The sequence below is a fragment of the Capnocytophaga bilenii genome (assembly GCF_017565765.1).
Classification (GTDB): Bacteria; Bacteroidota; Bacteroidia; order Flavobacteriales; family Flavobacteriaceae; genus Capnocytophaga; species Capnocytophaga bilenii.
The window spans coordinates 61,073-87,096 of the sequence record NZ_JAGDYP010000005.1; the positions used below are offsets into that span (position 1 = coordinate 61,073).

At 37.9% G+C, this 26,024-nt stretch carries 24 protein-coding genes; 6 read left to right on the forward strand and 18 right to left on the reverse strand.

Annotation, left to right across the window (positions count from 1 at the left end):
• Positions 1 to 4: 4 nt before the first annotated feature.
• Positions 5 to 1,063: a 4-hydroxythreonine-4-phosphate dehydrogenase PdxA gene (pdxA, locus tag J4N46_RS07515; RefSeq protein ID WP_208058799.1), complete on the reverse strand. Its 1,059-nt coding sequence runs from the start codon at positions 1,061 to 1,063 to the stop codon at positions 5 to 7.
• Positions 1,064 to 1,131: 68 nt separating this feature from the next.
• Between pdxA and J4N46_RS07520 the strand changes: the two genes are divergently transcribed.
• Positions 1,132 to 2,046 (forward strand): GYDIA family GHMP kinase, encoded by a 915-nt coding sequence (locus J4N46_RS07520; protein WP_208058800.1) that lies wholly within the window; start codon positions 1,132 to 1,134, stop codon positions 2,044 to 2,046.
• A gap of 6 nt (positions 2,047 to 2,052) precedes the next feature.
• Here the strand turns inward: J4N46_RS07520 and J4N46_RS07525 are convergent, their stop codons facing one another.
• From J4N46_RS07525 to J4N46_RS07580, 12 genes are read right to left on the reverse strand one after another with little or no spacing between them, the layout of a single operon-like run.
• Positions 2,053 to 2,904, reverse strand: a complete 852-nt coding sequence (locus J4N46_RS07525) for a glycosyltransferase family 2 protein (RefSeq protein WP_208058801.1) — start codon at positions 2,902 to 2,904, stop codon at positions 2,053 to 2,055.
• Positions 2,901 to 3,581: an ABC transporter ATP-binding protein gene (locus J4N46_RS07530; protein WP_009414551.1), complete on the reverse strand. Its 681-nt coding sequence runs from the start codon at positions 3,579 to 3,581 to the stop codon at positions 2,901 to 2,903. The genes J4N46_RS07525 and J4N46_RS07530 overlap by 4 nt, the downstream gene beginning before the upstream one ends.
• A gap of 8 nt (positions 3,582 to 3,589) precedes the next feature.
• Positions 3,590 to 4,165 (reverse strand): non-canonical purine NTP diphosphatase, encoded by a 576-nt coding sequence (locus J4N46_RS07535; protein WP_208058802.1) that lies wholly within the window; start codon positions 4,163 to 4,165, stop codon positions 3,590 to 3,592.
• A complete protein-coding gene (locus J4N46_RS07540; RefSeq protein ID WP_208058803.1) occupies positions 4,162 to 4,716 on the reverse strand; it encodes a molybdenum cofactor guanylyltransferase in 555 nt (184 codons plus the stop codon). The genes J4N46_RS07535 and J4N46_RS07540 overlap by 4 nt, the downstream gene beginning before the upstream one ends.
• Entirely contained in the window at positions 4,682 to 5,029 is a 348-nt protein-coding gene (locus J4N46_RS07545; protein WP_009414554.1) for a winged helix-turn-helix domain-containing protein, read from the reverse strand. The genes J4N46_RS07540 and J4N46_RS07545 overlap by 35 nt, the downstream gene beginning before the upstream one ends.
• Complete coding sequence (locus J4N46_RS07550) at positions 5,017 to 6,201, reverse strand: molybdopterin molybdotransferase MoeA (protein ID WP_208058804.1); 1,185 nt, start codon at positions 6,199 to 6,201, stop codon at positions 5,017 to 5,019. The genes J4N46_RS07545 and J4N46_RS07550 overlap by 13 nt, the downstream gene beginning before the upstream one ends.
• 59 nt (positions 6,202 to 6,260) lie before the next feature.
• Positions 6,261 to 6,902, reverse strand: a complete 642-nt coding sequence (locus J4N46_RS07555) for an SCO family protein (RefSeq protein ID WP_208058805.1) — start codon at positions 6,900 to 6,902, stop codon at positions 6,261 to 6,263.
• A gap of 16 nt (positions 6,903 to 6,918) precedes the next feature.
• The gene (cdaA, locus tag J4N46_RS07560; RefSeq protein ID WP_009414557.1) at positions 6,919 to 7,698 is read right to left on the reverse strand and encodes a diadenylate cyclase CdaA; all 780 of its coding nucleotides are present in this window, start codon (positions 7,696 to 7,698) and stop codon (positions 6,919 to 6,921) included.
• A complete protein-coding gene (gene folP, locus J4N46_RS07565) occupies positions 7,695 to 8,516 on the reverse strand; it encodes a dihydropteroate synthase (protein ID WP_208058806.1) in 822 nt (273 codons plus the stop codon). The genes cdaA and folP overlap by 4 nt, the downstream gene beginning before the upstream one ends.
• 52 nt (positions 8,517 to 8,568) lie before the next feature.
• Positions 8,569 to 10,461 (reverse strand): RecQ family ATP-dependent DNA helicase, encoded by a 1,893-nt coding sequence (locus J4N46_RS07570; protein ID WP_208058807.1) that lies wholly within the window; start codon positions 10,459 to 10,461, stop codon positions 8,569 to 8,571.
• Positions 10,462 to 10,467: 6 nt separating this feature from the next.
• Positions 10,468 to 11,202 (reverse strand): endonuclease I family protein, encoded by a 735-nt coding sequence (locus J4N46_RS07575; RefSeq protein WP_208058808.1) that lies wholly within the window; start codon positions 11,200 to 11,202, stop codon positions 10,468 to 10,470.
• 7 nt (positions 11,203 to 11,209) lie between these two features.
• The gene (locus J4N46_RS07580; RefSeq protein WP_009414561.1) at positions 11,210 to 11,821 is read right to left on the reverse strand and encodes a fumarylacetoacetate hydrolase family protein; all 612 of its coding nucleotides are present in this window, start codon (positions 11,819 to 11,821) and stop codon (positions 11,210 to 11,212) included.
• A gap of 288 nt (positions 11,822 to 12,109) precedes the next feature.
• Here J4N46_RS07580 and J4N46_RS07585 point away from each other — a divergent pair, with 288 nt between their 5' ends.
• Positions 12,110 to 14,482 carry an alpha-ketoacid dehydrogenase subunit alpha/beta gene (locus tag J4N46_RS07585; protein WP_208058809.1) on the forward strand — a complete coding sequence of 791 codons (2,373 nt, stop codon included), beginning with the start codon at positions 12,110 to 12,112 and terminating at the stop codon, positions 14,480 to 14,482.
• 15 nt (positions 14,483 to 14,497) lie between these two features.
• Here J4N46_RS07585 and J4N46_RS07590 read toward each other — a convergent pair whose 3' ends face one another.
• A complete protein-coding gene (locus tag J4N46_RS07590; RefSeq protein WP_009414564.1) occupies positions 14,498 to 14,899 on the reverse strand; it encodes an RNA-binding S4 domain-containing protein in 402 nt (133 codons plus the stop codon).
• Between the two features lie 90 nt (positions 14,900 to 14,989).
• On the opposite strand from J4N46_RS07590, the gene J4N46_RS07595 reads away from it, so the two are divergent.
• Both J4N46_RS07595 and J4N46_RS07600 read left to right on the forward strand, forming a co-directional pair.
• Positions 14,990 to 15,835: an FKBP-type peptidyl-prolyl cis-trans isomerase gene (locus J4N46_RS07595; RefSeq protein ID WP_208058810.1), complete on the forward strand. Its 846-nt coding sequence runs from the start codon at positions 14,990 to 14,992 to the stop codon at positions 15,833 to 15,835.
• Positions 15,835 to 16,539, forward strand: a complete 705-nt coding sequence (locus J4N46_RS07600) for a CDP-alcohol phosphatidyltransferase family protein (protein ID WP_009414566.1) — start codon at positions 15,835 to 15,837, stop codon at positions 16,537 to 16,539. The genes J4N46_RS07595 and J4N46_RS07600 overlap by 1 nt, the downstream gene beginning before the upstream one ends.
• On the opposite strand, the gene J4N46_RS07605 is transcribed toward J4N46_RS07600, so the two are convergent.
• The 4 genes from J4N46_RS07605 to J4N46_RS07620 all read right to left on the reverse strand — a co-directional run bounded on the left by J4N46_RS07605 (position 16,522) and on the right by J4N46_RS07620 (position 23,372).
• Positions 16,522 to 18,435 carry a ComEC/Rec2 family competence protein gene (locus tag J4N46_RS07605; protein WP_208058811.1) on the reverse strand — a complete coding sequence of 638 codons (1,914 nt, stop codon included), beginning with the start codon at positions 18,433 to 18,435 and terminating at the stop codon, positions 16,522 to 16,524. The genes J4N46_RS07600 and J4N46_RS07605 overlap by 18 nt on opposite strands.
• On the reverse strand, positions 18,432 to 19,187 hold the full coding sequence (locus J4N46_RS07610) for a C40 family peptidase (protein ID WP_208058812.1): 756 nt from the start codon (positions 19,185 to 19,187) through the stop codon (positions 18,432 to 18,434). Before J4N46_RS07610 ends, J4N46_RS07605 begins: the two co-directional genes overlap by 4 nt.
• Positions 19,188 to 19,199: 12 nt before the next feature.
• On the reverse strand, positions 19,200 to 21,749 hold the full coding sequence (locus J4N46_RS07615; RefSeq protein ID WP_009414569.1) for an ATP-dependent Clp protease ATP-binding subunit: 2,550 nt from the start codon (positions 21,747 to 21,749) through the stop codon (positions 19,200 to 19,202).
• Between the two features lie 201 nt (positions 21,750 to 21,950).
• Complete coding sequence (locus J4N46_RS07620; protein WP_208058813.1) at positions 21,951 to 23,372, reverse strand: L-serine ammonia-lyase; 1,422 nt, start codon at positions 23,370 to 23,372, stop codon at positions 21,951 to 21,953.
• 855 nt (positions 23,373 to 24,227) lie between these two features.
• Between J4N46_RS07620 and J4N46_RS07625 the strand changes: the two genes are divergently transcribed.
• Together J4N46_RS07625 and J4N46_RS07630 are read left to right on the forward strand one after the other, a co-directional pair.
• Positions 24,228 to 25,016, forward strand: coding sequence for a tetratricopeptide repeat protein (locus tag J4N46_RS07625; RefSeq protein WP_208058814.1), 789 nt, complete (start codon positions 24,228 to 24,230; stop codon positions 25,014 to 25,016).
• Positions 25,017 to 25,031: 15 nt separating this feature from the next.
• Positions 25,032 to 26,003, forward strand: coding sequence for a DUF805 domain-containing protein (locus J4N46_RS07630; RefSeq protein ID WP_208058815.1), 972 nt, complete (start codon positions 25,032 to 25,034; stop codon positions 26,001 to 26,003).
• Positions 26,004 to 26,024 lie beyond the last annotated feature (21 nt).

The following is a 26,024-nucleotide window of genomic DNA, read 5'->3' on the forward strand; positions in this document are numbered from 1 at the left end:
TAGTTTATTTTTCTTTATCCAATTCCAAAGTACGAATTTTCAGAGGATTCTTCGTCAATTCTACATACTCTTCTCGGTTTCTAAAAATATCTATAGCCATAAAAATAGCGTGTCTAAACGATTCAGGGTCTGCAATACCTTTGCCAGCTATTTCGTAAGCCGTACCGTGATCGGGTGAGGTGCGTACCTTGTTAAGTCCTGCTGTATAATTAACCCCACTACCAAAAGCAAGTGTTTTGAAAGCTATCAACCCCTGATCGTGATAAGGAGCCAGCACCGCATCGTAATTGCGATAAGCTTGTGAACCGAAGAAACTATCGGCAGCAAAAGGACCAAATACTAATATATTTTCATCAAAATACAGCTTTTTAAGTGCAGGTCGCAATACATCTTCATCTTCTTTGCCTATAACTCCTTTATCACCACAATGTGGATTGATACCCAATACTGCTATTTTAGGACGTTGCAAGCGAAAATCTTTTATAAGCGACTCATTCATCAAGCGTGCCTTTTGCATCATAAGCTCTTCTGTAATAGTAGTTGCCACTTCTTTTAGCGGAATATGGTCGGTCATTAAGCCAACTTTTAAGTCTTCACTCACCATAAACATCAGGCTATTACCTTCCAGCTGTTGTGCTAAATAATCTGTATGACCAGGAAAATGAAATTCGTCCGATTGTATATTGTTTTTGTTAATAGGTGCTGTTACCAATACATCTATCTCATTGTTTTTGAGAGCCTCAACAGCTTTTTGCAGTGATAAGAAAGCATATCTTCCTCCTTCTTCAGTTTCTTGTCCAAAGGCAACTGTAGGTGTTTCTTTCCAACAGTTTAGCACATTTAGCTTCCCGTCAATAGCTGCATTTAATGTATCTATACCCTGAAAATTAGTAGTTATATTGAAGTGTTTTCTTTGGAAAGAAACCAATTTGTTTGAGGCAAATATAATAGGTGTGCAAAGTTCTAATATCTGATGTTCCTCAAAGGTTTTCAAGATAATCTCAAGCCCCACACCATTGATGTCTCCCACCGAGATACCCACTTTTATCATTTTTTCTTTCATAAAATAGATTACTAAATAGTAAAAATTCTTACTTTTGTCCTTTCAAAACGCAAAGGTATAAAAAAAATATGAATTTCACACAATCTACAAACTATTATAGTAACGGAAAATTATTAATTACAGGTGAATACGCCGTCTTAAATGGGGCACTTAGCCTAGCACTCCCTTCCTCATTAGGACAAAAATTAATCGTACAACCCTCACAAAATGCCTTTTCTTGGGAAGCCTTTGATGCTGATGGAAAGTGCTGGTTCAGTAGCTTATCTATCAATAGTAGAGAAGATGAAAAAGTACTACATACGTTACAAAATATACTCTCTACTGCCGCTACTCTCAACCCTCACTTTGCTAGTTTATATCCGCATTGTGCTGTGCAAACCTTGCTTACTTTTCCTCGCCACTGGGGATTAGGTACTTCTTCCACACTTATTAATAATATTGCCCAATGGGCTGAAGTAAATCCTTACGAACTACTTTTTAAAAGTTTTGGTGGTAGTGGTTATGATATAGCTTGTGCCAAAACTAATACGCCATTACTATATCGATTAAAAGATGGTAAGCCAGAAACCTTCCCTTTACGATTCCTTTTTCCACATACCGATAGCATTTATTTTGTATACCTAAACAACAAGCAAAATAGTAAGGAAGGGATAACACACTACCGCAGTATACAAAAAAGCAAACAGAAGTTAGCTGATAGTATTACACGTATCACCGAACGACTTGTATTAGTGTACACTATCGATGATTTTTGCTATCTTTTGGAGCAACACGAGCAACTCATCGGTGATTATTTGGGTATTTCTCCTGTAAAAGAACATTTATTCCCCGATTTTAATGGTACTATAAAAAGTTTAGGAGCTTGGGGAGGCGATTTTGTTTTAGCTATTTCAGAATATGAAGATATTCCTTCTTATTTTAACAAAAAAGGATACAATACTTGTATCCCCTATAAAGAATTAATAATCACTCCTAAAAAATAAATAGTACTACGCAAAAAACTTTTTACATATACCCTTCCAACGATAATTACGAGCATATTTACCTTCTTCTACTGATAAAAGATAAGGTTTATGTGCTCTTTTTGCTTGCCAATACCCCTTTAAATAACTTATCAATAGCTTAAAATTTCGTTTTTTAACAGCAAGTTTGCCCGCAGCAAGTAGTGTAAGTATAAATCCATAACGCAGAGTATAAAACACCCCCCCTTGTAGATTATGTGCTTTGTTGTTATAACCTGCCCCTGTAGGGCGTAAATGTTTTACTTGTAACGTTTCATCTGTCAGTACCTTCCAACCATAATAGCGGCAGAGTAGTTCATCAGCTGTATCCCACCCCATAGCCTCTTTTAGTCCGCCGATAGCCTCAAAACAAGCCTTTCTATACGATTTTACAGCTCCGCGCAAATGATCTTTATTAGTAAGATTTTCCAGCACCCACTGTCCATTCTTCTCTATGTAACAAAATCCTCCAAACATTCCCAAAGTAGGATTGTTACTATACTGATGATTCATTACTTCTAAGTATTGGGGAGGAAAGATAAGATCGGCATCATATTTACAAATAACTTCTACTTCAGGTTTTAAATAGGGTAATCCTGTATTAAAAGTCTGCACAACTTTAGCACCAGGTAAGTGTACCCCTTTTTTATGTCGTTGCACCAAATGTACTATAGAATTTTTAGCAGCTATTTGTTGTACTTTCAACGCAGTATCATCAGTAGAACCATCATCTACTACTATTATTTGATAAGGAAGATAAGTTTGGTTAAGCAGGGATTCAAGAGTGAGGGTAATGCTATCAGCCTCGTTATAAGCAGGTATGATGATTCCAAAATTCATTGTTTGTTGTCAGTTTCTATAAGTCCATCTTTTAGTCTGATGATACGTTTAGCATAATTGGCGATATCCTCTTCGTGAGTCACTAAGATAACCGTGTTGCCTTTGCTGTAAATTTCATCAAAAAGATTCATTATTTCGTAGGAAGTTTTAGAGTCAAGATTTCCTGTAGGTTCATCAGCCAAGATAATAGAAGGATTATTTACCAAGGCGCGTGCTACTGCCACCCTTTGGCGTTGTCCTCCTGATAATTCATTAGGCTTGTGCAGCATACGATCTTCTAAGCCCACTAGGCTGAGTACTTCTTTAGCACGCTCGTGCCTTTTCTCTTTTTTTACTCCTGCATATACCATTGGTAGAGCTACATTATCTAAAGCTGTAGTTCGGGGCATTAGGTTAAAAGTTTGAAAAACAAACCCTATTTCTTTATTTCGAATATCGGCAAGCTCACTATCACTCATTTTGCTCACATCTTTACCGTTGAGTATGTATTCGCCTGAAGTAGGCGTATCCAAACAACCTAAAATATTCATTAGGGTAGATTTTCCTGAACCTGACGGACCCATTAAAGCTACATATTCACCTTTTTCTATATTTAGATTGATCCCTTTTAGCACGTGTAGCACTTCTGCTCCTAATCTAAAATCGCGCTTTATATTCCTAACTTCTAATAAACTCATAGCTGTAACTAACTATTTGATAAAAATACCAATAACTTTTCAAAAGCCCTTCCTCTATGGCTTATGTTATTCTTCTCTTCTTGTGAAAGTTGCGCAAAGGTTTGAGTATAGCCTTCGGGTACAAAAATAGAGTCATAGCCAAAACCATTATTGCCTATAGGTACTTGGCAGATACTACCTTTAGCAATTCCTTCAAAGGTATAAGTCTCTTTTCCTAAGCACAAAGCAATTACTGTCCTGAATTGGGCTCTGCGTTCAGGGTTGCCTTCCATTTGTTGTAAAAGTAGTGCTACATTATCTGCATCATTTTTCTGAGCTCCTGCATATCGTGCCGAATAAACTCCTGGTGCTCCATTTAGTGCTACCACTTCTAAGCCTGTATCATCAGCAAATACATCATAACCATATTTTTCTTTGATGTATTGTGCTTTCAATAAAGCATTTCCCTCAATAGTAGTAGCTGTTTCGGGTATATCCTCATTACAATTAATGTCCGTCAAGCTTAGTAACTTGATGGTAGTGGGCAACAAGGCTTGTATTTCTTTTAGCTTGTGAGCATTGTGTGTAGCAAAAACTAAAGTCATTTTGTATTATTAATAAGAGCCCATTGCTGGGGTGTATTGATATTGGTAAAAGCCAAAGTATCCTCATTAGGGTAAGCTATTACTTTGGCATTAAGTTCTTTGATAATCACTTGCATTTTCAGCATATCTTGATTTATATACGTCTCTAAGTCAGTTAAGAGCGCATAAGGGTAGTATCCCACCACAGGAAAGATTTTCTGTTGGTAACTCAGTACTGTTATATGCTGAGGGGTGACTTGCGAAAGCAGATATTGCAATACTTTAGGAGCGATAAAAGGCATATCGCAGCTGCATACTAAAATATCATCACGCAAGAATGCCAACGCCGAATAAATACCTCCTAAAGGACCTTTTTCGGTATAAATATCAGGAATTTGAGGGTAGGGGAGTGCATTATAGGCTGTATCTTGTCCCGAAATATACACTTTGGGACATATAGTTGATAGTGTCTTGCCTATTTTGCTAATAAAAGTTTCACCTTGTAGCTGTAATAAAGCTTTATTTTCGCCCATACGGCTACTCTTTCCCCCCGCTAAGACGACTGCTTTCATCTGCTGAAAATTCTTTAAAGCAAGCAGCTACTTTTTTATAAAGAACTACCAACTTTTTACCCTCATCGGTAAGACGACTGCCTCCTCCATTTTTGCCACCCGCTTCTTTTATTACCAATTCTACAGGTGAATTGTTATTCATATCACGTATGATGCCCCACGCACGGCGATAAGGTATTTTCAGCGTACGAGCTGCCTCTGAAAGAGAACCCAATAGGTCTATTTGTTCTAAAAGTTCGGCACGACCTGCGCCCACACGTAAGCCGTTATTGGTTTCAAACCATATATGTCCGTTAATTGTTAAATTCTCCATATTTTTACTTTTTGTCCGTTTGCTATTTTTTCTTCATTGGCAGGGAACTCTATAAAGCAGTTACACACAGGCAATGAATCTAATTTATAAGATTCTTGTGAGGGGAGTGCCATTACTTTCATTTTATCTACATAGCCTTTCATATAGAATGTTATTTCGGCTTTTTTCTTCTCCGAATCGTGAGTAATGAATGCGTAATCCATTTCGCTTTGGAAGTTATTACGCCCATAGCAGCCCAATATAAAAGGTTTTACATAGATATGAAATGAGGTAAATACCGATGCAGGATTGCCTGGTAAAGCAAATATACGTTTATCACCTAATGTACCAAAATAAAGTGGTTTTCCAGGTTTTTGTTGTATTTTATAAAAAACTTCTTTTACACCTATATTTTGCAATGCGCTGCGTACAAAATCGTAATCACCTGTAGAGATTCCGCCTGAAAGGAGTAGTATATCTACTTCTTGCAAAGCTTTACGAATAGCCGTTTCTGTAGCTTCTTGGGTATCGGCTATATGTTCTACTACTGCAAGTTCCTGATGTATTTCAGCCAAAGCAGCTTGCAAGGTATATGAGTTGGAATTATAAATTTTACCATCTTCAAGAGGGGTACCAAGCTCTACAAGCTCATCACCTGTGTATAGTAAGCCTATACGAGGTTTAGAAAAAACAGTTAATTTATCAATACCCAAACTTGCCAAAAAGCTAATAGTACCAGCATTGATAGGTGTATTTTCGTGTATTGCTAAAGAACCCTTTTCGGTCTGCTCGCCTTTTTTACGGATATTAGCTCCGTATTTTACCTCAGCTTTATCAAAGGTAATTGTATCGCCATTGCGTGTTATTTTTTCTTGTATTACAATAGTATCTACCCCATTAGGAACGCGTGCCCCTGTAAAGATACGTATAGCCTCACCTGCTGCCAATGAAAAATCGGTAGTTTTACCAGCGGGTACTTCGCCTATTACTTGGAAAGAATCGTATTTCTCAAGGTCGGCAAAACGGAAACCATAACCGTCCATAGCTGAATTATCAAACGAAGGAATATCTATAGGCGCAAAAATATGCGATGCCAAATAAGCTCCTATAGCTTGTATAATAGGCACTTCTATAGGTGTAGTTGTACGGATATGTGCCTCAATGAGGTTTTTTGCTGTACTTGCAGTAACCATTTCTTTGATGTTTAATATAATATTTTGCAAAAGTAGTGAAAATATGGCATATTACCAAACTACATAGCCAATTGTTTTTTTACTTCGGAAACTGTTTTCTCATAATCAATACCCAAGCCCTCTTGTTGAGATACTAATTCACCTTTTTTATTGAAAACACTAATGATATTGGAGTGAGAGAAATCTACAGGAGATATTTGCTTGTAATTGACAGCTAAAACTGCTGCAAACTCACGGGTTTGTTCTTCATTAGAACGCAAAAAGAGCCATTGGTCATCGTCCATATTGTTTTCTTTGGCAAAAGCTTTCAGGTGTTCTGGAGTATCGGTTTCGGGGTCTATGCTCACCAAGAGGTATTTTACTCCTTTGGCTGTTTTGGGTATTTGGGTATCAACCTGCTTGCGTATTTCACGCATATCCCTGATGAGTATAGGGCAAGCAGTTTTGCAAGAGGTATAAATCATTACTACTACCAGCACATTGCCTTTCAGTTCTTTAAGAGCTATATCGTCTCCGTTTTGGGTTGTCCATACTTCGGGGAGGTTATAGATAGAAAGGTCTGAAAAAGCGTTATTGTTTTCCTGAGTAGTTACTGTGGTGGTGGTAGTAACTGTACTATTATTGGTAGTGCTAGGGCTGTTGCAACCTAAAGGTAATAGGCTACTTATCAATAAAACTAAAGGTATGTGCAATGCTTTCATAGATATTGAATTATGGTTATTTAAAATCTTTTTCTATAAGAGTAATAAGTTCTTCTTTCCCTTTAAAATTTACAAATGTTCCGTTCTTAAAATAAGATATATGCCCTGTTTCTTCTGAGACCACTATGGCGGTAGCATCTGTTTTTTCGGTAATAGAGACTGCAGCTCTGTGGCGTAGTCCGTAGCTTTTAGGCAAAGTATCTTCGGCAGCTATAGGAAGGATAACCCTTGTAGCGACAATTTTATTATCACGTATCACAATAGCACCATCGTGTAGCGGACTGTTTTTATAAAATATACTTTCTATAATAGGTTCTGAGAACTCCAAATTCATTTTATCTCCTGTTTCGGTTACAAAGTTTAGTGGCACGTTGCGTTCCAACACAATTAAAGCTCCTGTATGGCTACTGCCAAGTTTTTCGCATACATTCACTAAACTTTCTATATTTAGGAGTGTTTCTTTCTGTTTAAAAAATTTAAATATACTATGTAACTTATTACGTGCTGTAATATTGGTAGTACCTATAGTGAGCAAAAAGCGACGTATTTCCTGCTGAAATACAACTATTAAAGCAAATACGCCCACCCCAATAAACTGACCTAATATACTACTAAGCAGCTGCATTTGTAGGGCTTCGGTAATTTTCCACATTAGGTAAATCATTACAATTCCCATAAATATATTGATAGCTACAGTACCTTTTATAAGCCTATAAAGGTAGTATAACAATGATGCAAATAGCAGTATATCAATTACATCGGTAATGCTAAAGTTTAGGATATCAAATAATTTCATAGGCGTAGGGCATTGATGATAGCTACACACTCTTTAGCTTCTTTCACATCGTGGGCACGCAATATATGAGCCCCTTTCATAAGGGCAATTGTGTGTACTGAGGTAGTGGCATTGAGCGCTTCGGCAGGGGTAGTATCTAACAATTTATAAAGCATAGATTTACGGGAAACACCTACTAATAACGGGCATTCTAAACTGTGAAATGCTTCTAAGTGTTTGAGCACTTGGTAATTTTGTTCTAAAGTTTTAGAAAAACCAAAGCCTACATCTACTATAAAATCGTTGATACCCCATTGCAAGGCTTTTGCTTTGCGTTCAGAGAAATAATAGAGCATATCGGTAATGATATTTTTGTATGAGGTGTGTTGCTGCTTAGTTTGAGGTGTACCTACCATATGCATTGCTATATAAGGCACTTGCCATTGAGCTACCAAAGGCAACATTTGTTCATCTAAAAGTCCTGCTGAAATATCATTTACAATAGCTGCCCCTTCTGACAGCGCTTGCTTGGCTACTTCGGCACGAAAGGTATCTACTGAGATACGTACTTGTGGGAAGTGCTGTACCAAACTGCGCACTAAAGGCACTACTCTTTTAAGCTCTTCTTCTTCAGATACCTCAGCTGCATTAGGACGTGTACTATAGCCACCTACATCTATAAAATCGGCACCTTGTAATAGCATTTCTTCAGCACGTGCTAAGGCATTATTTTCGGTAACGCGGCTACCTGCATAGAACGAATCGGGGGTATGATTGAGGATACCCATTACACGAGGGGTATGAAGAGAAAGCAATTCTCCTTTACAATTAATAGTCATTTTACTTTTATTTATAGGTACAAAGGTAGGTATTTATATTTATTTCTGCAATTTATTTTACAATTATTTCATTGCATTCATTGAAAATGATTTTATTCATTGTGAGCCATTCTCGTAAAATAATATGAATGGCTTTTTGTGGATAGGGTAGTTGTTGCAAAACTTCATAAGGAGTAATGGGTTTTTGTAACAACAATTGCCAAAGGTCATTACGCAATTGTTGTTCGTCAATTTTAGGAGGGGCTTTTTTGGCTTCACAATTAGAACAAATACCACAAGGCTGAACATTAGTTTCGCCAAAATAGTGTAATAGTTGTACCGAGCGACAAGTGTTTTGGTCTGCTAAATATTTGTATACTTGCTCTTGCAGGGTAAGCTTAGTACGATTGTATTCTTTTACGTTTTTACTGATATAGTTAATAGTGCGATCGTCATCGCGAATTACACAAAAAGTAAGCTCTATATCGGCTTGTTCGTTTTTGAGTGTCCCCATACCATCGCGGTGTAGCTGTTGCAAATAATCTAAGAGCTGATAGTGTTCCAAATCGGTTCGTTCGGTAATTTTAGCGGTTTCAATCACTACAGGTTGGGTATAAATAAGGGGATAGGTACGCGCTAAATAAAACAAAAGAGCACTGAGATGCCTATGGGTGTGTATATAGTTCATCAGTAGCTTGGCATCGTTTAGCTGTAAGGTGATTTTATTGTGAAATTGTTGGTTTAGGTGTATTACTGAAAAACGGTCTAACACCAATAGAGCATTGTAGGCTTTGAGGGTAGGCAATTGGTAACGCTTACAAAATTCAGGAAAGAGGAAACTATAAGTTTGACCAGCACCTTGCCCAATAGCTATTTGAAAATAACTATTCAGTTTTTTATATAAATGTTTTAGGAAAGAAATATCTATAAGATAATCGTCTAATAGTTTTTTGGCAGTAGCGAGGTCGTTGGGGTTATAGATAAGAACGGCTTTGGCGGGCTTACCATCACGCCCAGCACGTCCTGCTTCTTGAAAATAGTCTTCTAAAGTAGAAGGGAGATTCCAATGAACCACCAAGCGTACATCGGGTTTATCAATTCCCATTCCGAAAGCATTAGTAGCTACCATTATACGGACTTTGTTTTGCAACCACAATTGTAGTCGTTTTTCTTTCTCTTCAGTAGTAAGTCCGCCGTGAAAGAAAGTAGCTGTAAAGCCTTCGGTATTGAGTATAGAAGAAAGATAACTTGTACCATTGCGGCTACGGAGATAAATAATCACACTTCCTTCATTTTTTCGCAAAAAAGAGAATAACAACGGCAATTTGTCATTACTTTGATATACATCATAGGCAATATTAGGGCGTTGTAGTGTAGTACTTATCACCTTGGCATTGGGGATATTGAGCAGTTGGCGTATATCTTGCTGTACTTTAGGCGTAGCCGAAGCAGTAAGAGCCAATAAAGGTACTTGAGGAAAATCAGTTTTGAGCGAGCCACACTGCAAATAGGCAGGACGAAAGTCTTTCCCCCAATGAGACACACAATGAGCTTCGTCAATGACAATAAGGTTTAAAGGTAGGTTTTTAAGGAATTGTTGTACTGTGTGGTGTTGTAGCCTTTCGGGCGACATATATAGGAATTTGTACTGTCCATAAAGTGCATTGCCTAATAGGCGTTCTAAATCGGGAAGAGAGAGGTTACCTGCAAGTGAAAGTGCTTTGATATTGCGTTGGTTTAGCGCATTTACTTGGTCGGTCATAAGGGCTATGAGCGGAGAAATGACTAAGCAAATTCCTTCCAACAACATAGCAGGCACCTGAAAAGTGAGCGATTTACCTCCGCCTGTAGGCATCAGGGCGATGGTATCGTGCTTGTGGAGTACAGAGTTGATAATTTCTTCTTGTGGATAGCGAAAAGCCTCGTAGCCCCAATATTTTTTAAGTATCTGTAAAGGTGTTTGCATTAATCACTAATGTTGAAATACAGTGCGTGCTAACTGAGGGAAATCTATAAAAGGATTGCGATTGCCTTGAGCCCCTTCTATCACGTTGTTGCGCTGGTGTTCAAAGTCGGATACGGGGTCTTCTTCGTTCCATTTCAGGAGCAAATCAAGTCCGCCAGTGCTAATATCTTCGTTTATTTCTTCGTTATATCGCAAATTGAGGTAGAAAATCATACGGGCTACATCGCCTTTCCACTCATCACCAGGGTACCAAGCTTTGTGGTGTAACTTAGCAGCTCCTTTTCCTTCAGTAAAAGGGTGGTTGCTACGCCTTGTATTTACTTTTTTATCGCATACCCTCAAATGATGGAGGTCGGTAACTGCTTCGGTTACAATTTTAGAGCGCGGATAGATATGTTCTGTATTAAAAGTAGTGGGTTCATAGTTTTTGTTGCCTTCATATTCTTTCCAGAAGCGTTCTTCGCCCGTATATACCAGCACTACGTTTTCGGGATGGGTAAGACTTGCATCGCACTTGTATAGGTACTTATGACGCTGTTTATAGGTGAGGAAGTGGGTATGCTTGCTAATGGTAAGCACTGCTAAATCGTCATAGAGAGCCTTGCCTGTTTTGGTAAAATCGATTTCTTTGTAATAAGATTTAAGCGCATCGGGCACTTTGATAGCCGTTTTAGCCGATTTTTGGGCTGACGAGCAAGCTACAAAGATGGTAAGAAAAAGTAAAAAGGTTAATTTTTTCATAATAAGGTTATTTTACGTTGATTTTAAAGCAAGATTCGTTGTTCAGGAAGCCTTCAAAAACATCGCCTTCGGTTACTTTGCCTACACCTTTGGGTGTACCCGTAAAGATAAGGTCGCCTTTGCGAAGTGTAAAGTACTGAGAAGCTTCTGCTATAATTTGGTTGAAATTCCAAAGCATTTGGTTTGTATTTCCTATTTGGGCAAGTTGGTTATTTTTGTTCATACTAAAGCTGAGTGCATCGAGGTTGCCCAATGAATTTTTATCTATAAATTTTCCTATTACGGCAGAGCCGTCAAAAGCCTTGGCTCTTTCCCACGAGAGTCCGCTACTGGCTAATTGCTTTTGCAGGTCGCGTGCTGTAAAATCAATACCTACGGTAATTTCATCGTAGTATTTATGAGCGAATTTTTCGGCAATACACTTTCCGTTTTGGTTGATTTTGAGCACTATTTCCAGCTCATAATGAAGGTTTTGTGTAAAATCGGGGATATAGAAGGGTAGTTCGGGGTTGTGAACTGCTGTATCGGGTTTCATAAAGAGTACCATTGTTTTTGGTATTTCACCATCAAATTCTTTGATATGGTCGAGGTAATTTTTTCCTACACAAATGATTTTCATAGTATGATTATTATTTAGTTGTTAGTCTTTAGTGATTGGAGTTTTGGTTAGCTGTGCCAAGCTGCACGGGCTTTTATCCTTCGTCACATACTCGGCTGCACCAGCTCGCCGACTTTCCTTCGCTCAACCTTCGCTCAACCTTCGCTCGAGGTTCGGTGGGAGAAGTGAGGTGCAAAGATAAAAATAAATTTTGTATTATGTTAGTCAATCTTAAAAAAAGTTGTATATTTGCACAAGTTTTATAAATATTAAAATAACATCAACTTAAAAACATTAGATCATATTATAATGAATAAAGAAGATATTTTGCAGGACTATAGTATTGCGGTAGTAAGTAGAGAATGTAGCTTGATGGGTAGGCGTGAGGTACTTACAGGCAAGGCTAAGTTCGGTATTTTTGGTGATGGTAAGGAGGTGCCGCAGGTGGCTATGGCTCGCGCTTTTAAAGATGGAGACTTCCGTAGTGGCTATTACCGCGACCAAACTTTTATGATGGCTATAGGGGTACATACCGTGACTCACTTTTTTGCGGGACTCTATGCTCACGCTGATATAGAAGCTGACCCTACCAGCGCAGGGCGACAAATGGGCGGGCACTTTACGACCCATAGCCTTGATGAGAATGGCAACTGGAAAGACCTTCTAAAACAAAAAAACAGTGCTAGTGATATTTCTTGTACGGCAGGACAAATACCTCGTTTGTTAGGTTTGGCACAGGCTTCAAAAGTATATAGAGAATTGCCTATAGCACAAAGCGAGGGATTTTCTAACAAAGGTAACGAAGTAGCTTGGGGCACCATAGGCAATGCAAGTACCAGCGAAGGGCATTTTTTTGAAATGATAAATGCGGCAGGAGTGATGCAAGTACCGCTTGTAATGTCGGTATGGGACGATGAGTATGGTATTTCAGTTCCTAAAGAATACCACACTACCAAAGAAAGTATATCGGAAGTGCTAAAAGGCTTCCAGAGGGACAAAGACCACAAAGGAATAGAGATATTTGTAGCTAACGGCTGGGACTACCCTGCGCTATACGATATTTACCAAAAGGCTGCTAAAATAGCGCGCGAGCAACACACCCCCGTGCTTGTGCACGTAAAAGAGCTTACTCAGCCACAAGGGCACTCGACTTCGGGGTCGCACGAGCGTTACAAAAGTGCAGAGCGATTGCAATGGGAAAAAGATTTTGATTGTATTGCTAAGATGCGGGAGTGGATACTTTCTGAAGGTTATGCTACAGAAGAAGAGCTGGACACTATAGAAGAAGACGCTAAAAAACAAGTGCGTGCAGGAAGAAAAAAAGCGTGGGATGCTTATATCACTCCTATAGAAAACGAGCGCAAGGCACTTGTACAACTAATGAATTCTTTGCCTATAGCTGATGAGCATACTCAAGCTGCTGTAAAAAATGTTATAAACGAGCTGAACAATGTTCCTACACTCTTGCGCAAAGTAGTGAGCAATGCTGCAAGAAAGGCACTGCGCTTAATAGTGAAAGAAAATGAAGCGGTTACTGCCCCACTACGCCAATGGATAACACAATATTTGGAGAATAACGAACCTAAATACAGCAAATACCTTTACACTGAAAGCAACTATAGTGCTACTAAAGTGGATGAAGTGTTGCCTGAATATGACCCTACCGCAGAGCTGGTAGATGGGCGTATCGTACTACGTGAAAACTTTGATGCTTTGCTTACAAAATATCCTAACTTACTAATATTTGGTGAAGATACAGGAAATATAGGCGATGTAAACCAAGGATTGGAAGGCTTACAAAAGAAACACGGAGCTATAAAAGTGGGCGATACGGGAATACGCGAAAGTACTATCATAGGGCAGGGGATAGGTATGGCAATGCGTGGACTGCGCCCTATAGCTGAAATACAATATTTGGACTATATACTTTATGGATTGCAAACCCTTAGTGATGATTTGGCAACAATGCACTATCGCACCTTTGGGCGACAATCATCACCACTGATTGTGCGCACTCGCGGACATCGCTTGGAAGGGATATGGCACGCCGGATCGCCTATGGGTGTATTACTACACGCCCTGAGAGGTATCTGTATCTTGGTGCCTCGCAATATGGTGAAAGCAGCTGGTTTTTACAATACATTATTGGAGTGCAACCAACCTGCAGTGGTAATAGAGTGCCTAAACGGCTACCGACTAAAAGAAGGCTTACCGCTGAACCTTACGGAGTTTAAAACACCAATAGGGGTAGTAGAAACCGTACGAGAAGGGAAAGATATAACTGTAGTGTCATACGGTTCTACCTTGCGTATTGTAAGTGAAGTAGCCGATGAGCTTTACGCTATGGGGATTGATATAGAGATTATAGATGTTCAATCATTAGCACCATTTGACCTTCGCCACGATATAGTGAAGAGTGTGCAAAAAACAAACCGATTATTGGTAGTAGATGAAGATATGCCAGGAGCGGCTTCTGCTTATATATTGCAAAAAATAGTAGAAGAACAGGGAGCTTATCAGTATTTGGATAGTGCTCCACAAACTTTGGCTGCGGGCAACCACCGTCCTGCTTATGCTACCGATGGGGATTATTTTTCTAAACCTAATGCTGATAGTATTATAGAGAAGATATACAGCATTATGCACGAGGCAAATCCTGCAAAATATCCGAGATTGCTATAAGCGTTTTTTCTACGCTTATAGCAAATCATCGTCATCATCGAGGTCTTCTTGGAAGTCGTTTAGAAGATTATCAATAGCACGGCGGTCTTTTTTGGTAGGGCGACCTTCGCCTTTTTCGCGGTAATAATCTTGAGCTAACTGCTGTAATTCGGCTTGCTCAAAGGCTTCTTTAGGGGTATTATCTTGCCTATAAAGGTCGACCAATTTAGCTCCTACACGGCTAAGAGGAATATCGAGGACTTCCAGCTGGTAATTGATATGGTTTTTACGGACGATAATCTTATCATTTTTATAAACCTCACGAGAGGGCTTCACCTGCTCACCATTGATTTTGATATGACCTTTTTTGCAAGCCTCAGTGGCTATATTGCGCGTTTTGTAATAACGCACACACCATAAATACTTATCTATTCGCATAACAAATTAAATTATTTAACAATCTGTGGGCACAAAAGTACAAATAATTTTGTAACTTTGGCGCACAATAAAAAAAGACAATTATATAATATGCTCAACAAATTTTTATTCGGTATCAGCCTTATAAGTACATTACTAATAGTTTCGTGCAAGAAAAACGATAACAACAGCCCTACAGCAACGCCTCCACGCGATGTAACTGAAGTGAGAAATGAAAACAATGCAGCTATAGAAAACTTTTTAAAAACACACTCACTTACTTACTCATCTACAGCTTCTTTTGACGCAAAGGTTACCTTTGCAACCACTACCAATACTACTAATGCTATATGGGGTAATAGCGACTTAAAAACGTTGGAATTGGATGTGTATGACGATAATAATAACAAAATACGCCATAAGTTGTATTATATGATACTACAACAAGGCACAGGGACAACTACGACTATAGCTGATTTGGTGTATGTGAATTACAAAGGACAATTGCTAAACTTAAGCGTGTTTGACGAAACTGTATCACTATCTCAACGCAATTGGATTGACCTTATAGGTGATATTACTGATAACAAAAAGAATGGAACTATAAAAGGTTTTGCTGAAGGAGTTTCGTTATTGAAAGCCTCATCAGGAAATAGCTTAGAGAATGGAAGTGGAGGATTTTTAGTACCTCCTTCTGATTGTGGTATAGGAGTATTCTTTATTCCCTCTGGGTTGGGTTATTTTAATGCCAATCAGGCTAAAATACCTGCTTATTCACCGCTTATTTATACAGTGCAGCTCATAGGTACTACACGTGCCGACCACGATAGTGACGGTATCCCTTCTATAAATGAAATAAGACGCGACAATTATGGTATTGTTACTTTTCCTAATTGTAATGCTGCAAAAGAAACTGTTTATAAGCCCGATTATTTAGACCCTAAAAACTGTGACTGATGAAAAAATACATTCCCAATAGTATTACCCTTGCTAATCTTTTCTGTGGTACTATTGCTGTAGTATTGGCAGTAGAAAACCGATTGGACTGGGCAGCCTTATTTGTAGGCTTAGGTATCTTTTTTGATTTCTTTGATGGTTTCTTTGCCAGACTATTAAATGTGAAGTCGGATTTGGGATTACAACTAGATTCCTTAGCAGATATGGTAACCGCAGGGGTGGTACCTGGTATTGCAATGTATCAGCTACTGAAGGGAAGTACTTGGGTAGTGGAAAATGAAACGGCAATAGCGGGCTTTGTGCCTTATATAGGCTTTGTAATTACTTTAGCCTCAGCCTATAGATTGGCAAACTTCAATATAGATACTCGCCAAACTACAGGTTTTATAGGGTTGCCTACACCTGCTAATACGCTACTAATCCTCTCATTACCCCTCATCTTACAATATGAACCTACTGAGTGGATGATATCTATGTTGCAGAATGTATGGGTACTGATAGGTATTACCTTGCTGAGTGCTTATCTGCTAAATGCTGAAATTGCTCTTTTTGCACTGAAATTTAAAGATTATTCACTGAAGAATAACGGAATAAAGTATTTGTTTTTAGCAGTGAGTGCTGTACTTTTAATACTACTAAAAATAAGTGCTATCCCTATTGTTATATTGTTATACATAGCCTTATCATTAGTAACGAAGCGATAAATCTTCTTTCATTCTATCTAAATTGATTTTAGGTATCTTTTGAGTGAAAATAACACTATCAATAACTACTTGCTTAGATTTGGGATATACGCCTAAAGTATCCATCAGCAAGTAGTTTTTATTTTTAAAACGCAAGGTATAAGGCATTTTCTGTAAGTGGATATTATCAGCACCGCTGTTTTTTAAATAGTTCATCACTATAGGATCTAACTGTAGGGTATCATTTTGGTACACAGTAAGATTGCTGCCTTGCCTAATGGTAATAACTTTATCGTTATATTTACTGAAAATGAGCATCTCTTCGGCAGTTTCTATATGGTATTTATTGTAAAAACGAACTCCTTGCCAAAGAAGAATACTAAGCGAAATAGCCATTATAGCCTTATAACTTCGGTAATGACGAAAATACACCACACTTGCTACTATTAATAGGCAGGAAATAAGCAAAGGTATATTGAAATAGATATTCCTAACGATAAAAGGCTCTTGCTGTGCGATGATTTGCACAAGAGCGTTCATTAGCCATACTAACTTTTCGGTTATAAATATAAATGGGTAAGGCAGCTGCAAACCTATAGCCATAATTACCAATGATAAGATACTAACTACAAGAAGTGGCGACAATAAAGGCACTACTACTAAATTTGACACAAAAAATAGTATAGAAAACTGATGAAAATAATACAAACTAATAGGTAATACTACTATTTGTGCTGTAAATCCTATGATAAATAACGACCACACTTTGTTTAGATACTTATTATTAGGATACCACCATCGCAATATAGGCGGATAAAAGGTAAGTATGGAAAAAACAGCTGCATAACTGAGCTGAAAACCTACATCATATAAATAATAAGGGTTATAGAGCAACAAGAAGAACATTGAGACGAGAAGGGCGTCAAATCGTCCTTGTCTATTGCGGAACAAGAATGATAGCCCTATAAAACTAAACATTACAGTAGCTCTCAGAACCGAAGCCGAAGCACCTGCTATAAGTGCAAAAGCCCACAAGCCAGCTAGTAACAATATATATCGCAACCACTGATAAGGAAGTGTAGCGTAGGGGAGCTTTTGTAACAAAAATAAGAGTATCATAGTAATAATCCCTACGTGCAAGCCCGAAATAGCTAATATATGCACAGCACCTGCATCTATATAGCTTTGATAAAGTTCTTCGCTTAATTCACTCCGCTTGCTTAATAAAAGTGTGTTTAGTAGGGGGGCTGTATCTTTATTGAAAGTATGATTGATGGTGGAACTCAAATAATTGCGAGCACGTTCTATATAATCACTCATTTGATGAGAATTTATAGGTTGTGCTTGGTACTTTATAACATTGGCTTTCCAATATACTCCCTTACGCTCCATATACTGCTTATAATTAAATTGGTAAGGATTTTTGGGTGGCGGTATAGGATTACATTTTGCAACGAATGTCAACGGAGTATTATGAGATAGGAGGCTATCGGTAAGTTTAGAAGGAAAAAAGCACAAAATATCACCTGTTACACTTTGCTTATTAGCTACTGATAGTTTAACACAATAAGTAGTACCATAGTCTTTTTGGGAGACTTGCTCTACAATATTACCCTGTAATACATAATAGTCATCGGGGGTGAGGAGGTGCGTGTAATGAGAGGGATAGGCTGTAGGAGTATGCACCACGGTTACCAAAGCCCCTACCGCTACTGAACAAGCAAGGGTGTGCCATACAAATCCGTATCTAAAAATGTATTTTTTGAGGTATAAGTATAGGTGTATAGCAAAGGATAAAAACAAGGAGAGTGCAATAATGAAGGTAACATAAAAAGGAGGTAACAGTATACTTGTGATACTGATACCTCCTATGATACCTAATAATATAATTAATATGTTTAGATTTACATATCTCACATTACTCTCTTTGCCATTCTAAATGCCTTTTTGTAGTAGTTTTCACTAAGAGATGAGATAACCACTCCTCTTTTGGAGGAAGCGTGGACAAACTTAACTTCTCCATCTTGCACATCAACTACCATACCTACGTGTGAAATTCGGTTATGTCTTAAAGTTTTAAAAAAGAGTAAATCGCCGACACGTACATTTTTAAGTTTTATTCTTTTACCTTGTGTAGCCATCTCTTGAGAGGAACGCGATAACGGCACATCAATAGCCTTAAAAGTAGTGCTTACAAAGCCTGAACAATCCATTCCTTTTCGAGTAACCCCTGCGTGTTTATAAGGTGTTCCCAAATAAGAAAAGGCAGTATCCAATAAAAGCTTCTGAACGTCCATATCTACAGCATTTTCTGCAAGTACCTCTTCTTCTACTAAATCTTCATCACTTTCTATTTCTGAGGCAGCAGGAGCTCTATTATCAGCGTATTGCACTCTTTTTTTAGTGTTTCTTTTGCGCTTAGAAGAGGTAGCTACTTTCCTTTTAGAAGAAGTAGTTGCCCTTTTTTTAGGTGTTTTAGCTACTATTGCTTTAGCAGTATTCTTTTTCTTTTTTTGTGCTGTAGTAGCTACTTTTTTCTTATTATTACTTTTGCCTTTTATAGCTGTAGTTGTTGTAGTCTTCTTGGTTTTTGACTGACTGGCGCAGTTTGAAAAAGATAACAAACAAAACACCAATAACAAAGAACCTAAAAGTTTTGAAATATACATATTTTTATCATTTTAAATAAATACACTTTCTCTTGCCTTCACCATTAAGTTTTCTCCCTTATCATCTACATCGATTTCTATATTATCTCCCTCGTGCAATAGGTTTGATACAATTTCTTCTGCCAATATATCTTCTATATACTTCTGTATAGCACGTTTTAGTGGACGTGCTCCATATTGTTTATCATAACCTTTATCGGCTATGAAAGTCTTGGCTTTTTCAGTAAGTTGTATCGTATAGCCTAAATCATTTACTCGCGTGTAGAGTTTTGATAACTCTATATCTATAATCTTAAAGATATCTTCCTTGCTAAGAGCTTTGAAAGTAATGATATCATCTATACGGTTTAGAAACTCTGGAGCAAATACCTTTTTTAAAGCGTTTTCTACTATAGATTTTTCATTCTTTTCAGTTTGAGCTAAGCGTGCCGAAGTACCAAAGCCTACTCCTTGTCCGAACTCTTTCACTTGGCGAGCTCCTATATTGGAAGTCATTATGATGATAGTATTTCTAAAATCAATTTTTCTGCCTAAGCTATCTGTTAGGAAACCATCGTCTAAGACTTGCAAGAGCATATTAAAAATATCGGGATGAGCTTTTTCAATTTCATCGAGTAATACTACTGAATAAGGCTTACGACGTACTTTTTCGGTAAGTTGTCCTCCTTCTTCATAGCCCACATAACCAGGAGGTGCTCCTATGAGGCGAGTTGTAGAGAATTTCTCCATATACTCACTCATATCAATACGTACCATAGCATTTTCGGAGTCGAACAATTCACGAGAAAGTACTTTTGCTAATTGGGTTTTCCCTACTCCCGTTTGTCCTAAGAAAATAAATGAGCCTATAGGTTTGTTAGGATCTTTAAGCCCTGTACGATTACGCTTAATTGCTTTTACAACCTTTTCTACTGCCTCATCTTGCCCGATGATTTTAGATTTCATCTGTTCGGAGAGGTTTGCTAATTTGCTCATTTCAGTTTGAGCAATACGGTTTACAGGGATACCACTCATCATAGAAACTACATCGGCTATATGGTCTTCAGTAACTACATCGCGGTGCAATTTAGCATCTTCAGTCCATTGGCGCGTAAGCTCCATTAATGACATTTCTATTTTCTTTTCCTCATTTTTTAGATTTGCAGCTTCCTCAAAATGATGCCGTGAAACAGCAACGTTCTTAGCACGAGTAGCTTTTTCTAATTTTTCTTCAACTTCAAGGATATAGTTTGGAACTTTAAACTCGGTAATATGAATACGAGATCCTGCTTCATCAAGGGCATCAATAGCTTTATCGGGTAAGTATCTATCTGTAAGATACCTATTTGTGAGTTTTACACAAGCTTCTATAGCCTCATCGCTGTAAATCACGTTGTGATATTCTTCGTATTTAGCCTTGATATTTCGCAATATCTGTATTGTTTCATCTACATTGGTAGGTTCTACGATTATCTTCTGAAAGCGGCGTTCTAAAGCACCGTCTTTTTCAATAGATTGTCTGTATTCATCAAGGGTAGTTGCCCCGATACATTGTATTTCGCCTCGTGCTAAAGCAGGTTTAAACATATTGGAAGCATCTAAGCTTCCTGTACCACCACCTGCACCCACAAGTGTATGAATTTCATCAATAAAAAGAATAATATCTCTATTCTTTTCAAGCTCATTCATTATAGCTTTAAGGCGTTCTTCAAACTGACCTCGGTATTTAGTACCAGCCACTAAAGAAGCCAAATCAAGAGTTACTACGCGTTTGTTGTATAGCACACGTGCTACTTTGCGTTGTACGATACGCAAAGCAAGACCTTCGGCAATGGCACTTTTACCCACACCAGGTTCTCCTATGAGTAAGGGGTTGTTTTTCTTTCGCCTACCTAATATTTGCGATACACGTTCTATTTCTTTTTCGCGTCCTACTACAGGGTCTAGCAAACCTTGTTCGGCAAGGGTGGTTAAATCTCTACCAAAATTATCTAATACTGTTAGTTTGCGAGGCTGGCCTCCCATTTGGTTGGGAGATTGTGGCACGCGGGGTATACGCCCTTCGTGTGGCAATCGGTAATTGCGGTCGTACTCATCAGGGGGGGCTACGCTATTTGTGGTGGTAGTAGCAGTATCGGCGAGCTGACTTTCAGCTTCTGTATGATACTTATCACGTGCCATTGCATATGTAATTCCTAATTTGTGGAATATTTTGGTAGTAGGATCGTTGTCATTACGTAATATACTAAGCAAAAGGTGTGCCGAATTAACATAAGGAGAGTGAGCACGCTTAGCCTCTAAATATGTAGATTGCATAGCGCGTTCTGCCTGTACTGTAAAGTGTATAGCATTAAAGTTTGGTGGATTAAGTCCTCGAGAAGAAGTAAGAGTATGAATTTGTTGGCGTAACCTTTCCATATCTATTCTTAAATCCTGCAATAGCTCGATAGCACTTCCTTGCCCTTCTTGTATGATAGCCAATACAAAGTGTTCGGTACCGACAGTAGATTGTCCTAACCGAATAGCTTCCTCTTTGCTATAATTAAAGATTCTTTTAACTCTCTCTGAAAAGTTATCACTCATAGTTCAGTAATTCGTCCTTTTTTATTTGTTTTTGTATTAAGTTTTTTAGTGTGTATGTAAGGGGAACCTAAGGGAAACCTAAGAGCAAAGTCTGCTATAAGTATAGGCTCAATAGGTCGTTGGAATTTGTGCAAAGGTAGTAAAAAAAATAATACAATAGAAATGTTTAAAACAAAATATTTTTCAACAATCAGAAAATGACTAACAATCAGCGATGTTTACAGCTACGGCTAATCCACCTTCAGAAGTTTCTTTGTACTTGGAATTCATATCTTTTGCGGTTTGCCACATAGTGTCGATGACCTTATCTAAGGGCACTTTAACATTTTTAGGGTCGGTTTCAAGGGCGAGTTCGGCTGCGTTGATAGCTTTGATAGCACCCATTGCATTGCGTTCTATACAAGGGATTTGTACGAGACCTCCGATAGGATCGCAGGTGAGCCCAAGATGATGTTCCATAGCTATTTCGGCAGCGATAAGCGCTTGCTCGGCTGTACCTCCTAAAAGCTCACAAAGAGCCCCTGCTGCCATAGCTGAAGAAACTCCAATTTCGGCTTGGCACCCTCCCATAGCAGCTGAGATGGTAGCTCCTTTTTTAAACAAGCTGCCAATCTCGCCAGCTACTAATAAAAACTGTATAATTTCGGCATCGCCAGCCTCTTGATTTTCTATGGTGAGGTAATAAAGCAGTACGGCAGGTATTACCCCTGCGCTACCATTGGTAGGAGCGGTTACTACACGCCCAAGAGAAGCATTTACTTCATTGATTGCCAATGAAAAACAACTTACCCATTTAAGTATTTCTCTAAATTTTATATCTGTTTTTTTGATGGCATTAAGCCAGTTTTTAGGGCTGTCATAGGTTACTACCCCTATCAAATTTTTGTGAATATTATAAGCCCTTCGGCGCACGTGTAGCCCCCCTGGTAGTACCCCTTCGGTATGGCAGCCTATGTAAGTACATTCCAGCATTGTATTCCAAATGCGCATCAGTTGGTGGTGTATTTCTTCCTCACTACGCAATACTTTTTCATTTTCATAGACAATTTGTGATATTTTTTTATCTTGGTTGTTGCAATGTTCTAATAATTCTTTGGCATTATCGGTAGGGAAGGGGAAAAGCACATCTTTTACATTATCGGTAGTAATTCTTTCTTGTTCTTCTTTTACAATAAAACCACCTCCTACGGAATAGAACGTAGAGGTATAACTAAAGTCATCGCCTTGCGCTGTAAAAGAGAGACCATTGGCGTGGAAAGGCAAGAAGTTACGATTAAAGACGATATCTTCTTTGGGATTAAATTTAATCATATGTTCATTGCCTAAATAAAGTTCTTGGTTATTGGTAATAGCTGTAATGATAACATCTAAACTTTCAATAGGTACATATTCGGGGTCGGCACCACTGAGTCCGAGCATTGTAGCAAGGTCGGTAGCATGTCCTTTACCTGTGAGAGAAAGAGAGCCGTAGAGGTCTACACGCAAGTGATTGGTTTTGAGCAAGTAGTTATGAGTTCTTAATTCTTTAAGGAAAGCTTCGGCAGCCCGCCAAGGACCAAGAGTATGTGAACTTGAAGGACCTACGCCTATTTTTAGCATATCGAAAACACTTATTTGTTCCATATAATTTTTATAGTTTTATCTTTTTCGGGGGGCAAAGGTACAAAATAATGATTAAACTGAAAAATACTGATTATCAATATATTTAATTTTGAATTTTGAATTTTGAATTAAAAGGGTAACTGAAAAGTTTTATGAATAAAAAGGATTGATTATCTGTATATTTAATTTTGAATTTTGAATTCTGAATTTTGAATTAAAAGAGTAACTGAAAAGTTTTATGAATAAAAAGGATTGATTATCAATATATTTAATTTTGAATTCTGAATTTTGAATTTTGAATTAAAAGGGTAACAGAAAAGTTTTATGAATAAAAAGGATTGATTATCAGTTTATAAACTTTGACAAACTCTTAAAGTTTGTCAAAGTGTGTCGTAATCGTGCTTTTAAAACTTTTCGGACAACCTCTGTGTGGTGTGTAACTGAGTTTGCAAACTTTTGACGAATTCAGGTGACAGTGTAAAACCGTTATAGGATAAGGGATTGCAGAGGGTGTAATGGCAGATTTTGCAAATTAATAATTAAAAAAAGAGCAATAATAATGTCTGATTATGTATATATTTTGGCAAAATATGCTATTTGTGATAGGGGAAAAAGTCGTAATTTTGCAGCGAAAAAAAAAAGGAGAAAAAATAATAATTCTCAAATTTAGTGTAATAAAATTTTAATTGATTGATTGGGTAGTAATTTATAAAAAAAAATATGCTTTGAATAAAAAAAAATTATTATCTATTGTATGTTTCGTCAAAATGTTTTATTTTTGCCGCATTAAAATAGATTATAAGACTTTTATAGCAACATATTATATTGTTTTTAATGCTACTATCTCATTAATAATACTAATTAGAAAACAATACTATGAAAAAAATTACATTGCTATTTTGCTTTTTGTTATGTATCAGAAGTTATACGCAAAATGCTGATATAAAAACACTTATAGCAAAGGCAAGCAAAGGGGATATCGAAGCTCAAGCTTATTTAGCACTGTGCTATGAGAAGGGGACGGGGGTAGCTCAATCATATCAAAAAGCGGCTATGTGGTACGAAAGTGCTGCTAACAAAGGGCACGCTAAAGCTCAAACTAAATTAGGACTACTGATTTACAAAGGGCAAGGGGTACCTCAATCATACAAAAAAGCTGCTGAATGGTTTGAACGGGCTGCTAACCAAGGATATGCTGAAGGACAGACGAAAATAGGGATTTGCTATTACAAGGGGCAAGGCGTAGCGCAATCGGATGTAGTAGCGGTGGAATGGTGGCAAAAAGCTGCTGAGCAAAATTATGGTGAAGCGCAAAGCTTGTTGGGCTATGCTTTCTTGAAGGGACAAGGCGTAGGACAGTCTGACGAGGAAGCGGTTGCTTGGTTTGAACTTGCCGCACAGCAAGGAGACATTGATGCCCAACGCGACTTGGGTAATTGTTATTTTCAAGGGAAAGGCGTAGACCAATCGTACGAAAAGGCGATAGGGTGGTATGAGCGTGCGGCACAGCAAGGAGACAAAGAAGCGCAAATGCTCTTGGGATTGTGCTACGAACAAGGTAAAGGTACCGATAGATCACAAGCTAAGGCTATTTTTTGGATAGAAAAGTCGTGTAAGAATTATAATACACGTGCTTGTGAGTACTTAAAAAAGTTTAATAGATAATCTTGATGTTAAATTATGAATTTATTTTCTACTAAAGGTCGTTTAAGGAGGTCTCATTATTTGTTGTGCTGGGTATTGACTTATATTTGTTATCAAATAGGTAATTATATCTTAGATTTTTTTATTACAGATTTTGTTGGATTATTTCAGCAAGGAATAGGGACGACTGCTGCTGTTTTTGTATTCTTGCAAGGAATATGGACTGTTGCTGTTTTTGTATTCTTTATGATACAATCGGTGCGCCGTGCCCACGATATAGGTATAACAGGCTGGGTAACTATTATTCCTATCTTTAATCCTTTTATACTTACGCTTATTGACGGCACTAGAGGGGATAACAAATACGGCAAAGACCCTAAAAGTAGAGCAAACTTATTTGAAACTTTCAACACTACTATAGAAGCTACAACGATAGAAACTACTCCCGATGAAACAACCACTGAAAAAACTACAAAAAGTACAAATTATACTACCAATCCTGAACAACAATCACAATATGTGAAAGATGAAGATGCACCACCTCCTGCAACTACAACTACCGCTAAGGCTATTCCTGCTAACTATTACATACTGAGTAGTGATGGAAAAACGCTAATGAAATGGTTTGATAACCAATCTAAAATGATAAAGATGAACAATGATCCTGTGCTTAAAAGCGTTACTACAATAGGCAAGGATGTGTTTTACGATTGTGATAATATTGTGCAAATTACACTTCCTGAAGGGCTGACTACTATTCAGAAATACGCTTTTGATGGTTGCAGCAGCTTACAAACAATATTTTTCCCGAGTAAAGTAGCATTTGTAGGTGAAAACTTATTTGGCCAAGATTGTCCTGCAACGCTTACTTTTGAGGGAAGTGTTCCGCCGGTATTGGAGGGTGATTTTGCTTACAATGAGCAAGCACTTCAGGCTATTTACGTACCTTCTGGAGCTGCCAATACTTACCGACAACAATGGCCAAAATATGCAAAACTAATAATATAAACAAGACTATAACTAATGCAC

Bases quoted from the DNA above. Each gene is read 5' to 3' on its own strand.
- pdxA (WP_208058799.1), bottom strand. From the start codon at position 1,063: ATGAAAGAAAAAATGATAAAAGTGGGTATCTCGGTGGGAGACATCAAT.
- J4N46_RS07520 (WP_208058800.1), top strand. From the start codon at position 1,132: ATGAATTTCACACAATCTACAAACTATTATAGTAACGGAAAATTATTA.
- J4N46_RS07525 (WP_208058801.1), bottom strand. From the start codon at position 2,904: ATGAATTTTGGAATCATCATACCTGCTTATAACGAGGCTGATAGCATT.
- J4N46_RS07530 (WP_009414551.1), bottom strand. From the start codon at position 3,581: ATGAGTTTATTAGAAGTTAGGAATATAAAGCGCGATTTTAGATTAGGA.
- J4N46_RS07535 (WP_208058802.1), bottom strand. From the start codon at position 4,165: ATGACTTTAGTTTTTGCTACACACAATGCTCACAAGCTAAAAGAAATA.
- J4N46_RS07540 (WP_208058803.1), bottom strand. From the start codon at position 4,716: ATGAAAGCAGTCGTCTTAGCGGGGGGAAAGAGTAGCCGTATGGGCGAA.
- J4N46_RS07545 (WP_009414554.1), bottom strand. From the start codon at position 5,029: ATGGAGAATTTAACAATTAACGGACATATATGGTTTGAAACCAATAAC.
- J4N46_RS07550 (WP_208058804.1), bottom strand. From the start codon at position 6,201: ATGGTTACTGCAAGTACAGCAAAAAACCTCATTGAGGCACATATCCGT.
- J4N46_RS07555 (WP_208058805.1), bottom strand. From the start codon at position 6,902: ATGAAAGCATTGCACATACCTTTAGTTTTATTGATAAGTAGCCTATTA.
- cdaA (WP_009414557.1), bottom strand. From the start codon at position 7,698: ATGAAATTATTTGATATCCTAAACTTTAGCATTACCGATGTAATTGAT.
- folP (WP_208058806.1), bottom strand. From the start codon at position 8,516: ATGACTATTAATTGTAAAGGAGAATTGCTTTCTCTTCATACCCCTCGT.
- J4N46_RS07570 (WP_208058807.1), bottom strand. From the start codon at position 10,461: ATGCAAACACCTTTACAGATACTTAAAAAATATTGGGGCTACGAGGCT.
- J4N46_RS07575 (WP_208058808.1), bottom strand. From the start codon at position 11,202: ATGAAAAAATTAACCTTTTTACTTTTTCTTACCATCTTTGTAGCTTGC.
- J4N46_RS07580 (WP_009414561.1), bottom strand. From the start codon at position 11,821: ATGAAAATCATTTGTGTAGGAAAAAATTACCTCGACCATATCAAAGAA.
- J4N46_RS07585 (WP_208058809.1), top strand. From the start codon at position 12,110: ATGAATAAAGAAGATATTTTGCAGGACTATAGTATTGCGGTAGTAAGT.
- J4N46_RS07590 (WP_009414564.1), bottom strand. From the start codon at position 14,899: ATGCGAATAGATAAGTATTTATGGTGTGTGCGTTATTACAAAACGCGC.
- J4N46_RS07595 (WP_208058810.1), top strand. From the start codon at position 14,990: ATGCTCAACAAATTTTTATTCGGTATCAGCCTTATAAGTACATTACTA.
- J4N46_RS07600 (WP_009414566.1), top strand. From the start codon at position 15,835: ATGAAAAAATACATTCCCAATAGTATTACCCTTGCTAATCTTTTCTGT.
- J4N46_RS07610 (WP_208058812.1), bottom strand. From the start codon at position 19,187: ATGTATATTTCAAAACTTTTAGGTTCTTTGTTATTGGTGTTTTGTTTG.
- J4N46_RS07615 (WP_009414569.1), bottom strand. From the start codon at position 21,749: ATGAGTGATAACTTTTCAGAGAGAGTTAAAAGAATCTTTAATTATAGC.
- J4N46_RS07620 (WP_208058813.1), bottom strand. From the start codon at position 23,372: ATGGAACAAATAAGTGTTTTCGATATGCTAAAAATAGGCGTAGGTCCT.
- J4N46_RS07625 (WP_208058814.1), top strand. From the start codon at position 24,228: ATGAAAAAAATTACATTGCTATTTTGCTTTTTGTTATGTATCAGAAGT.
- J4N46_RS07630 (WP_208058815.1), top strand. From the start codon at position 25,032: ATGAATTTATTTTCTACTAAAGGTCGTTTAAGGAGGTCTCATTATTTG.